This is a genomic window from Treponema sp. (assembly GCF_045657965.1).
In the GTDB taxonomy this organism is placed as follows: domain Bacteria; phylum Spirochaetota; class Spirochaetia; order Treponematales; family Treponemataceae; genus Treponema_D.
In genome coordinates this window covers 1-12,391 of record NZ_JAZOUG010000160.1, presented here as the reverse complement: position 1 = coordinate 12,391, position 12,391 = coordinate 1, and the positions used below count along the sequence as shown (strand labels likewise).

The following is a 12,391-nucleotide window of genomic DNA, read 5'->3' as shown; positions in this document are numbered from 1 at the left end:
TACCTGCGGTTATCTCACTTTTTTATCGAGATAACCGCAGGTAATATTTTTTTACTTTAGTGAATAAGTTCTGTTCTTGCTCTCGCCAGCACCTACAATTAAACCTTCTGATTTCAGGTACTTGATTGTAAATACGGCAGTGGTACGTGTATTTCCTTCTATATTAATATATTCAAATCTCCACTGTTTGCTAGAAAAGTTTTTTTTGTTTGAATTCTACATAATACCATGTTATCATTTTAATCAGTTATAAAATACTTACAATTTATCTAATCGTTATTTTAAAATCTTATATTATTAAAAATCCACAATTACAAAATACATAAGTGAAAATGTTTTGAGTGTATCTTGAACAATGAGGCTCTGGAGTGATACAATAAAAGTGCAGTGCCTAAATTGCCGAAAAACTAAGGAGTATGGCAATGAAAAGGTACGATCAAAATTTCAAGAACGAGGCATTAAAGCTCTCGGACGACATTGGAATCAAGAAGGCTTGCGAACAGCTTAACTTGAATTACGGAACACTTGCAGGCTGGCGGAAGCTGCGGGTTAAGAAAAGTAAAACCGGAAAAACGGATGCGGATTTACAGAAAGAAAACGCAAGGCTCAAGAAGGAACTTGAAGAACTGAAAAGCGCAAATGAAATTCTGAAGGATGCACTCGGTTTTTTCGCAGTAGACCGGAAGAAGTAGAAAAAGATTCTATGTTCATTTACATACAGCTTCGTGCCAGCGAAAAGACATTTTCGATACGAAGAATGTGTGCAGCCCTTCCGGTCAGTGAAAGTGGTTTTTATAAGTGGAAACGAAATAAAGACAACCCAAAAGCCTGGCAGAAACTCCTTGCCGAGATTCATAAAATTCTTGATGAGGATGAAGAAAATACAAATTATGGCGTTGAACGCATGCGGCTTGCACTGGAACAGCGCGGAATCAAGCGTTCATATTCAACTGTAAAGCGTGCTATGGCACGTGGAAATCTGCTTCATGAATCAAATAGAAGCCCTGATGGCCTTACAAAAGCCGACAGAGACGCCATGAAGCCTGAAAACATAATCAAGCAGGATTTTACAGCGGAAGCTCCGCTCAGAAAACTGCTGACGGATATAACACAGATACCTTGCAAGAATGCTAAGCTTTATGTTTCTCCTCTTCTGGACTGCTACAACGGGGAAGTCATTTCTCTGGTTATGGACACAAACATGAAGAAAGAGCTTTGCATGAAAACAATAACGGAGGCTTACAAGAAGTTCGACATAAAAAGCGGCGTGATAATTCACAGCGACTCTGGAAGTCAGTACACGAGTGGAAAATATAAAAAGTTGCTCGGAAAACTACATGCAGTTCAGAGCATGAGCGGAGTCGGAAAATGCTGGGACAACTCCAGAATGGAAAGCTGGTTCGCCACTTTGAAAAAGGAAAAAATCTATCAGATTGATACAACAAAGCTGAGTGTCGAGGAAGTCAAGACTATTGTCTGGAGATACACGTTTGCATATTACAACACAAAACGCGTAACAACAGTAAATCCGGGAGGTCTTCCTCCTGCTGTATACAGGGAAAGAACAGCTTCTGTAAAGAATGCTGCTTAAATAAATTTGGGGTATTTAGGCACTGAACTAATATTGACTATTCCACTCTGGACCAGGTAACTTATCTTGCTCCGTCTGTAAGATGGATTCCTCCAAAACTTGATACTCTGGAAGTTGAACTTGCTCCATATTATACATTCGCTCCTGAAAAATTTAATCATTCCTTGAATCAGCTTGGTTTACGTTTTGGTTTGATCTGGCATATCGAAAGCTTTATTCAAAATAAACAGAAAGAACGCGAGGACAAAATCAAGGCTGCAGAAGAAGCAAAGCGTCAGGCTGAACTTGAGCGTCTCAGACTGGAAGCCGAAGCTGCAGATGAAGCTGAAAAAGCAAGAATTGAAGCAGAACTTCGTAAGGCAGAAGAAGAGCAGAAGGCCCGAGAAGAGGCAGAACGCCTTAAGAGAGAGGCTGAAGAGGCTCGTCGTGCAGAAATTGCATCATGGCCAAATCCGACAGCTGTACTTAAAGCAGAAGGAGCCAAAAACTTTACTCCAGATGGAGATGGTCTTAATGATACTGTTACTTTTGTTACAGGCATTGAATATGTTGAAGAAACTCCTGATAGCTGGGTTATTTCTATTAAGGACCCTCAAGGTCATGACTTTAAGACCTTTAAGGGTAATGGACTTCCACCGGCATCTGTTGTCTGGGATGGAAAGAGCGACAAAGGCGAAAACGTCGTTTCTAAAAATACTTATACTGTTCTTCTTACTGTTACTCCAAGTAAAACAGACCGCTTACGTACAAAAGAACTTACCGCAGAAACAAAGATTACTGTAAATACAGGTCTTATTCTCGATGTAATTGTTCCAGAACACGAATGGAAGATTGAAGTTCAGTCTATTGCCTTCGATCCAGATGCAGCATCATTCAACAAACTTTCTGAAGATCAGGTAAAGTCTAACCATGAAACTCTTGATGAAGTTGCACAGCAAATTAAGGATCACCCAGGTTCAAATGTAATTGTAGAAGGATATGCAAACAATGTTTCTGGTACTGAAAAAGAAGAGAAAGAAGAACTTATTCCTCTGAGTCAGAAACGAGCAGAAGCAATTGTAGATGAACTTGTAAAACGTGGTATCGATCGTGAGATTCTTACAGCTAAAGGTATGGGTGGAGCAAATCCACTTGCTACAAGACGCGACCGTGACAACTGGTGGAAGAACCGCCGTGTTGAATTCAGAATTGTAAAATAAGGGGGCTGAGATATGAAACTTAGAAAGATACTTTTTATTCTTACAGGCATAAGTTTACTTGCCTCATGCTCCAGTTTGTATGAAGAATTGCTTGTAAAAAAATCAGCTGTTTCAGTAACAAGTGCTGAAATTACTGAAGAAAGCGGAGAATACACTCTTACTGTAGTTACACCAGATGAGATAGAAACTGTAACCGTCGTAAACATAAATGGTACAGACACTAATGAAGAAGGAACAATTACAGATAATGGAGATGGAACTTATACAGTTTTAGTTGACGTTTCAGATTATATTGATTCAACCACTCCTGGAGGAACTGTTCCAGTAAAAATCAGTGCGGAAGGATTTGAAGATACTACTTTCACAGCAGATTATACACCAGATGTAGTTATTACTTTACCAAATGATAAAATCATTTTGAATAATGCAGCAGCTTCAGAACCAGAACCTGCTGCTACAACAAACTATCACGACTCAATAAATGTAACAAAAACATATACTGCAAGTGATGGAACTACATTTACCTCTTGGGAAGCTGTAAAAGAGTTCATGGCTGATGCAGCAAATAAAGGAAAAACTGTAACAGCAACCTTTACTGCAACAGCAACCAAGGATCCGTCAAAAACAGCAACTTCTTCAATAACATACACAATTAAAACATCTGTAGCAGATGATTTAGAGGTTTCAAGTGCCATAATTTCAAAAGAAGGAGATGCTTATACTCTTACTGTAATAACACCTGATGATGTTGAAAGTGTCTCTGCAATAAATATTGATAATAACACAGCAAACGCTGTGGGAGTCGTTACTGACAATGGAGACGATACAAAAACTCTTGCATTTGATGTCTCAGATTATCTTGATTCTAATACTCCTGGAGGAACAGTTTCTGTCACTCTCAGTGCGGAAGGATTTGAAGACACTACTTTCAAAGCAGATTACACACCAGATGTAATAATTACAACTCCTGTTCCTGTCAATAGAAATGTCTACAACAGTGAAGCTGATTCCGTAGCAGAACCTACTGTAACAACAAATTATCACGATTCAATAAATGTAACAAAAACATATACTGCAAGTGATGGAACAACGTTTAACTCATGGGAAACTGTAAAAGAGTTTATGGCTGATGTAGCAAATAAAGGAAAAACAGTAACTGCAACCTTTACTGCAACATCAACTAAGGATCCGTCAAAAACTGCAACCACAACAATGACTTATACTGTAAAAGCCGATGTTACAGTTAATACTGTAGAAGTTACCGGTGAAGCAAAAACAGGAAAAACACTTTCAGCAACTCCATATTTCCTTGATGAAGATAATGGAAATGCAAAGACAGAGTATACAGGCTCAGACGTAACTTATCAGTGGTATATTGCAGATGATAACAATGGAACAAATGAAGTTGCGATTTCTGGAGCAGCTGATTCAACCTTCAAAGTTCCAGCAAAAGTAAATGAATCAACTCCGACCGCAGGAAAATATATCTATGTAAAGGCCGTTCAGTCTTCAACAAATACAACAAAACAGTCTGTTCCATCTGAAATTTCTAAAGGAACAATTTCAACTGCAGAGGTGACCTATACTCCTCCGGCTTCTGGATATGATGTTAAAGGAACAGAATTAGCAGGTTCACTATCAATAAAAGAAGGAACAACTGTAAAGGATTCTGACAATAATACAGTAACAGTAAGCAGCGTAACCTTCAAAGATGATAGTGTTCTTAATGCTTCTGGAAATAAAACTGTAGTTATAAAAGCCGACGGTTATGAAGATTATGAAACTACTGTGTTTGTTACAGTTAAGGCTCCAACTCCTACAACTCCAAGCCTTAGTACAGATGCAGCCAATATTCCAAGTGGATTTATTAAGTTTGCAAATGCAAACAATGAACTTGAATATTCAACAGATGGTGGTGCACATTGGCAGCCAGTCACTACAACTGCATTTGCTTCAAGTTCAGGAAATAAAGTTCTTGTAAGAACAAAGGCAACTGGAACTGAAGGTCAGGCAGGCTATATTGCTCCAAGTGATACAGTAGAAATTACAGTCGCAGCAAATAATATTGGAACTAAGATTGCAGCTTCTGTAGTAATTACAATAACAAGCGATAATTTCAATCTAACAAATATTGACACAACATTCACTGTAACAACAAATACAGGTGCAACAAGCTTCAACTGGTTTATTGATGGCGTAAAACAGAGTGAAACAGGTGCAACGCTGAACCTTAATACAAGTACATGGCCAAATGACACATATCAGATTACAGTTTCTGCAAGTGTAAACGGTATCTATTATTCGGCTGGAGCACAGCTTACAGTATCTAACTAAGGAGGAAAACTATGAACATTAAAATAAAAAAACTCTCGCTTTTATTTACTGGTATTACACTTTTAGCTCTGGTTGCGTGCAGCAATCTGATTTCTGACGTTCATAAGGATGATGTAATTGATGATATTATAATAATGAAACTTTCATTGGGAGAAGAAACTGTTGTGCGAACAGCACTTCCTGTTGTGAACACAACAACTTATGAAAGCTTTACAAAGTTTGTTCTTGAAGGAGATAATTCTTTTACTACAATTATCTGGCAGACAGATGGTACTTCTTCTGCTTATGCAAAAATGGCAGCAGCAGAAATTGCAGTATCTCAGGGGACAACATATAACTTTACACTTACTGCAACAGCAGGTAGTGCACTTTATACTGGTACAAAACAAATAACTATCGGGGCAAGTGGAAATGTAGTAAGTTTTGATTTACGTCTTTCTTCTCTTACAGGTGGAGATGGAAGCTCAGAAGCAGGTACGTTCAAAATAGATTTAACACTTCCTTCTAATGGAAATGTAGCAACTGTAAACGCTACAGTCTATGCAGTAGGAGCCGACGGAAAAGAAACCGGATCTCCAGTTGTAGCACAAAGTACACTAGCCTTAAGTAACAATTCATCCTCTTATACAGGCAGTGTTACAAATGCCGGCTCATACGTAGCATTATTCGATATGTATTCAAGTGATGGTACATATCTTGGTTCCTACCGTGAATATCTTGGTATTGCAAAAGGTCTCCAGAGTACATCAGAGGTAAATATTTCAAGTACCGCAAATCTTTATACAATTACTTATGACACACAAGTAACTGGAAAAGGAACTTATTCACGTTTCGAAATAGGAAGTGGTAACGTTCAAAATCTTCCAACTCCAACAGCAACCGTAGATTCTAATATAACATTTGCAGGCTGGAACACACAAAGTAACTGGTCTGGAAGTGTAAACACAACTACAGAAAATCTTGCAGGTGGAGATGTAAATCTTTATGCGCAGTATTCGGTAACCGATGCAATTAGAGGCGAATCTTCTGCCCCAGTATTCTATTTGGATTTTGCTCTTGGTGATGATGGTGAAAACCAGGTTAATGGCCAATAAGTAATCAGAAAATCGGAGGACGCCTATGGGAAGAAGTAAATTAGAATATGAAGATTTATATTATTTAATAGAAACAAAAACAAAAGATGGACTTACTGCAGGTACAGATTCAAATATTTATATAACTCTTTATGGCGCAAAAGGTGTAATGGAAAATATTTTTCTAAATCCCTTTGAAGAAAATCTTGATCCTAGTCCTTTCCATAGAGGTAAAAAAGAACGCTTTATTATTGCGGAAAAATCAAGTATTGTAGTTAGTGGCTCGTATTTTCAGGATATTGGCGATGTTTATAAGATTAGAGTTACTAATGAAGGTAATGCAATTAATTCTGACTGGGATGTAGAATCTATTACTATTACTGAAGCCCGAAGTGATGATGGTGGTAAACGTCCGGTTGGCTCTACTTGTGTTTTCAACATAAACCGAGAAATTACAAAAAATAATCCCTATGAAGGATATGTTGATATATCTTCACTTAATATCTATTCAGTATATAAATATGGTGAAAAATATGTTTATGCAAATGACCTTATAAAAGTCACAAAAGATAGTAATGAAAATCTCGATTATACTGCAAACTGTCCGCGTTCAACACAAAATGATATTCTTACCGCATCTTTTGGATTTAAATATAAAGAATTAGCAAATAATAGAGGCAGTATAGATGATTTTATAACCCTTGAAACAAACGACACTTCAAATAAATTTATAAAAGCAGAATTTACAGAAGATTTTCTCTTGTTTGTTTCAGAGAAAATGGAAGATTCTGCCGTAAAGAAAGTTTTTAAAACAGCACCATCAAGTTACCTTCCTGTTCCAATAGCATGTATAGGAACTGTTAAAAAACCGGAAGAAGAAGGTCTTGAATATTATTATCAACCTGCATGTAAATGCAAGACTGTAACTGCATACGTTATATTTGGTGAATATGTTTTCAAGCTGCAGGATCTTATTTATAAAGTTGAATCCGGCAACTTTATTATGCAGCAGAATAAAGAAAAACGTAATACGGATGCAACATCAATTGTAACATATACAATTACAATTGATGCGGCTGTAGTTGTTCCAAGTGGAGTTGATATAACTAATCTTTATTATAAGATTAATTTGGAAGGAGAATTTGGCAGTCTTGAAAATTACACAATAGACCTTTTAGAAGATAATGTTATAGGAAACTTTAAAAAATCTGTATATACAATAAATAGTAACTATGATTATGGACGCATTTTAAGAATCTATATACGTGAATCAGATAATAAGAAACATAATTTATTACTTGATGAAATACAAGTTGTCAGAACTTATAATGGTAATACTCAGGATCCTTATAAATATGCGTCAGAACCAAGTATTTTTTCAAACGGCTCTTATCAAGACGCTTATCTTTCACTTTATATAAAAGATATCAGCAATTATTATTGCTGCCATGAAATAACAGAAACATATGTTCGTTCTGGTGTAAAAGAATCTGTAAAAGCCACAGATAGCGGATTACTTTCATATGAAGACCGCATGACTTTCTCTCAAAGTGCGGACACAATTTACAAAGTAGCAAAATTGAATGAAGATTTTGAAAAGTACGTCCGCAAAGATAAAAAACTTTCGGACTTTGACACCCTGTTTAGTTCTGCGACTCCTGTGTCATTAAGTTTAGCTACACGAGATTATATTCGTAAACTCAATACAGAACCTATTACTTATAACTGTTCTTTTATGAAAGAAGTCAATCTGAGCGGTAAAACTTCAGTAGAAGTTCCAGAAGATGACAGCAAAATATATGAATACGAAGCAATTTATAAACAGACATTTGTATCTGCTTATATTATATGTAACGATGTTGTATTGAAAATTGACAAAGCATTTATAAAAGCAGAATTTGCGGGCTTTGAACTTGTAGAAACTTTGGATAATGCAGGGATTCAAGTAATCGGGCAACCCCAACAACCTCCTAAGGGGTTTGAATACAGAGATAACAAATGCCGTTTTGTTTTAAAAGATGGTGTCAGTCTTGCAATAGATGAAGATAAATATTTCGGTTATTTCTATGTAAAAGATTTCTGTATCACAAAAGGTCAGGATCCCGAAGGGAGAATCTACAAGGGCCTAAAGATTCCTATCGATAAAGACGGCAACATGATAATAGAATGCGGCCGAAAAAGTTCAACAGAAGTAAAAGAATGGTTTAAAGAACAATTCAGACAGGGCTATGCAGAAACCAGAAGCTGGGTAAAGGCGCACGATGAATACAATTTTGCATTAAAAGGCAGTTTATTTATTAACCTTACTGGAGGAAGATTCTTTAAAAATGATGTTTGTAAATTCCATGTTAATGATGTTCTTATAGCTCAGGCAAGAAATAATTATCGTAATGCATGGATATTATCAAATGCAAGAAGTTCAGAAATTTCGAAAGTTACACTACATTATACGAAAGAGGATTATGATTCTCCAAATATTACCTATATGGATTTTGTAACTCATGATTACAAACGGAAAGTAAATGTCCGTATTACAAATAATTATGAGCCTAATACATTTATTAGAGCAGTATATCCAGTTAAGTCTTATTCAAACATCAATGATTTTAAATTATCATTTTCAATGCCAGAAGATATACGCTCTGCTTACTTTGTACGAATGAAAACAAAAAATAACATTAAGGCAGGATCGGTTGCTAACTTATTCATTACTATGGAAGGAGAATATGGAAAATCTGAAAAGATGCGGCTTAATGGCAGTAAGGAAATGGATGGTTATATCAATTCCGGAGATTATGACCTTGCTGTAATTGGTAATGCACGTAAGATGGATGCTTTAGGACGCATTTTCCGCATTACTCTTGAAAATGAAAAACATGTCCTTCCTGATTCGTGGGATGTAGACTATATTACAATTTCACACCAATTATTTATGTACCCAACCGGTGATACATTCCGTGAAGCAAAAATAGGCTCCTGTGAGGTTATGTCTAACCCTATAAAAACAGAAGATATCGGAACACTGTTTTTTGTTGATCAAAAAATAAAAAATAAAAAGAATCTTACTATTGTGGCAAGAAAAGAAGATTGGGCTAAATGTTATATATGCTGCTCTATAGAACAGATTCCAGATCCAACATTAGATTGGACTGTGTACCTTAATGATGGAGAATCTTCTAAAAATACTAGAAGAAACAGACGTGTTCCTGGCTGGTCTAGCGATGAGTTTATAAAAGAATGCCGTTATAGCACAGAAGATTTTATAGGTGAACTGTTTGAAAGCTCAAACTATTACCGTAAGCTACACGCCTTCTCTAATCTGGTAAAAGCCGAATGGGTTAATAAAGACTATATTGATTACGTTTATACAATGAATTTTGACGAAATAAACATGGCTGTAAGAAATTGCGCATATTATTATGACAAAATGCCCAAAAATACAACTGATTATCTGAATTATGATTATGCAGATGTTAATAATCTACCAGGAAAAGATTCTACGGCTGGTAACATGCGTGAATATAAAGTTTCTTATGTAAATAATAGACTTCATATTTTCATTGTATGCAACAGCCTTGCAATGCATTTTGTACAGAACTGGGGTACAGACATTGAAAAAGTTACCTTAATGAATGGTACAGATGCAAACTGTAGCGCAGACTTAGCGGTGGCACAGCAAAAAATAATTGACATGGAAAGAAAAGCTTGGTCACAGAGAGTTGTAGTAAATAAAGATGAGGTTGATGAAAATGATGTTGAGACTACTTCGTTTAATATCCCTAATCAAATTCGCATTACCAGGAATACAACACCAACAGAGGAATATACTATACCAGTACCAGTAATTGCAAGTTATGGAACAACTGAAGATTTCATGTCGGATGCGAAGGTTTGTACTAACAGTTTTCTAAATAACCTGCTGTCCGATGAAACGGCTAATCAAATTCTGTCAAATTATTCGGATTTGGAAAATCCAAATAATTTAAATCAAAACAATGTAGAACTTATGCTTTCTCAAGAAGTTGATGGAAAGGATTTTAATACACTTCTATCAGAACAAAACAAAGAGTCTATAGTTTTAAAAATATCATTTCCTAAAAATTCTAATACTATGACCTATACATTAAAGCTTTTTAAATTATTTAGGCATGTATATGTCATAAGTAATGGTATTGTATTTCATACGCAATATTTTTATGGGTACGAATTAAGAGCTTATAATAATGACGTCGTTGTCGCATCTTCTCTACGGCAAGTTTCAGAAGAAACAGTAACTAAAGATTATGAAGAGAAATGCACTCAACTTGAACGTTATAAGTATAAACTTGAAATTCAAATAGGAAAGTTACAAAAAATTAAAAATGAAAAAAAATTAACGAAAAAAGAACAAAAAGAACTTGATGAATTACGTGAAGAAATGGAGCAAGTAAAAAAAGAGATTTCTGAATTGCAAAATAGATTAGTGCAGGAATAGAAATAATATTATACAAGGTATAAGAGGAGATTCAATGATGATAATATTTGACAACAAAATGAAACGATTTGTAATTGGAATTTTAATATCTTTTGTTTTCTTATTTTCTGTATTAGCTGAAACGCCGGAAAGTGTGGAGACCGAGGATGATTATGGTGAACCTATAACTCTCCATCTGGGTGATGATTATGATATATCACTAGAGGAACTTGATAATAATCCTATGGAGTTGCCTGTGGGTACAAGAATTGTTGTTGCATCATATGATGATTACGTATCTTTTTTTGTTGATTCTTATGACTATGCATTAGACTATGACTATGTTCAGGATGATGATGAAACTGTAGATTATAATATTGCATATTACTATTCTTTCCAAGATGATCCTGAGGGCTCTGATTTATTTCAAGGTTGTATTATTACGCTTGAGGCTTCTTATAATTCAAATAAACGTCAACCTTCTCATGATGCAAATACAATTGATGACTACACTGGAATAATCAGAACTGTAGGTTCTTGGATAGCCACAGCCAATTTAGAGAATGGGGAACTGGAAATATATCCCAAAGAAAGACCAAGTAATGTTCTCTACGATGCGACTGCATCAACAAATCTGGAAAATGTTACGGTGTCATTAAATCAAGAAACTAACATTCCTGCTAATGCTACAATTTATTTAACTATTAATCCTAATGGACAAAACTTAGATTATAATACGCTGCTACATTGGTCAAAAATTGAAAAAATATCCGGACCTACACGAAAAGATGGTAAAGATATTTTTACTTTCAAAAAAGCATCTGAAGATTCAGATCAAGTAACAATTTCCCTTAATTCCATACCTGCACATACACATAGTTTTTCATATAGTGTTTCTGGTGCAACTCTTACCGCAACTTGCAGCGATGAAGATTGCGACTTTCATTCAACTCCTGCAATACTTACAGTAACAAGTACACAAACTGTTAGTACAGCACTTGCTGCCTTTAATACTGCAACAGGTCTTTCTGCTACAGCTGGAGACGTACTTTATAATGGTAACAATACTATTCCAACAACTCCTGGACTTTACACACAGACTGTAGAAATTACAGCAGAAGAAGGAAAAAATTATACTCTTACATTCCCTAGAAAACTTCTTGTATTGAGTGAAGATGCAGATAATAGCACTGCACTTACAGTTGCAGCAGGCGCGACTTCTGTCGATGTGCGAATTTTACGTACATTCAAAGCAGGCTATAATACTCTGTGCCTACCGTTTGCTCTTACTGAAAGTGAGATATCATCTGCGTTAAGTGGAGCAACTATTTCAAAACCAAGTGCGTCTAGTGGCAGAAAAGCCGGAAACATTACCAAGATGACTACAGAAGTTGCAACAGCAATTTCTTCTGGCGGGGTTTATATTGTTCACTTTGCAAGTACACCAGCAAATTGGGCTATTGCAAACACCTTGTTTGAAAATAAAGTAATTACTGCAAGCGTTACTCCGGTAACTTTGACTGGCACAAATACAACGGTAAAAACAACCTACAGTGTACTTTCTGATAGTAATAAACTTACACCAGGCAATAAGAAACAACTGTTCATAAAAGATGGTGGCAACGGCTTTACTTATCCAAAAACTGCCGACGACACAAAACTAAAAGGCTTCAGAGCCTGGTTTGAGCGGGAGTAGTTTTACCGCTAGTTTGCAACCTTGCAAAGCCATGCTTTTGCTGTT

The 12,391-nt window shown here is 36.0% G+C and carries 7 protein-coding genes; all 7 read left to right on the top strand.

Annotated elements, in window-relative coordinates:
- Positions 1-422: 422 nt before the first annotated feature.
- Complete coding sequence (locus tag ACKI5B_RS05735) at positions 423-692, top strand: transposase (RefSeq protein ID WP_407426713.1); 270 nt, start codon at positions 423-425, stop codon at positions 690-692.
- A gap of 11 nt (positions 693-703) precedes the next feature.
- Positions 704-1,591: an IS3 family transposase gene (locus ACKI5B_RS05730; protein WP_407426711.1), complete on the top strand. Its 888-nt coding sequence runs from the start codon at positions 704-706 to the stop codon at positions 1,589-1,591.
- Positions 1,592-1,755: 164 nt separating this feature from the next.
- A complete protein-coding gene (locus ACKI5B_RS05725; RefSeq protein WP_407426709.1) occupies positions 1,756-2,790 on the top strand; it encodes an OmpA family protein in 1,035 nt (344 codons plus the stop codon).
- Between the two features lie 12 nt (positions 2,791-2,802).
- Positions 2,803-5,124: a hemoblobin-interacting domain-containing protein gene (locus ACKI5B_RS05720; protein ID WP_407426707.1), complete on the top strand. Its 2,322-nt coding sequence runs from the start codon at positions 2,803-2,805 to the stop codon at positions 5,122-5,124.
- Between the two features lie 11 nt (positions 5,125-5,135).
- On the top strand, positions 5,136-6,218 hold the full coding sequence (locus tag ACKI5B_RS05715) for an InlB B-repeat-containing protein (RefSeq protein ID WP_407426705.1): 1,083 nt from the start codon (positions 5,136-5,138) through the stop codon (positions 6,216-6,218).
- Positions 6,219-6,243: 25 nt separating this feature from the next.
- A complete protein-coding gene (locus ACKI5B_RS05710) occupies positions 6,244-10,671 on the top strand; it encodes a PLAT/LH2 domain-containing protein (RefSeq protein ID WP_407426703.1) in 4,428 nt (1,475 codons plus the stop codon).
- A gap of 34 nt (positions 10,672-10,705) precedes the next feature.
- Positions 10,706-12,346 carry a hypothetical protein gene (locus ACKI5B_RS05705; RefSeq protein WP_407426701.1) on the top strand — a complete coding sequence of 547 codons (1,641 nt, stop codon included), beginning with the start codon at positions 10,706-10,708 and terminating at the stop codon, positions 12,344-12,346.
- Positions 12,347-12,391: the final 45 nt, after the last annotated feature.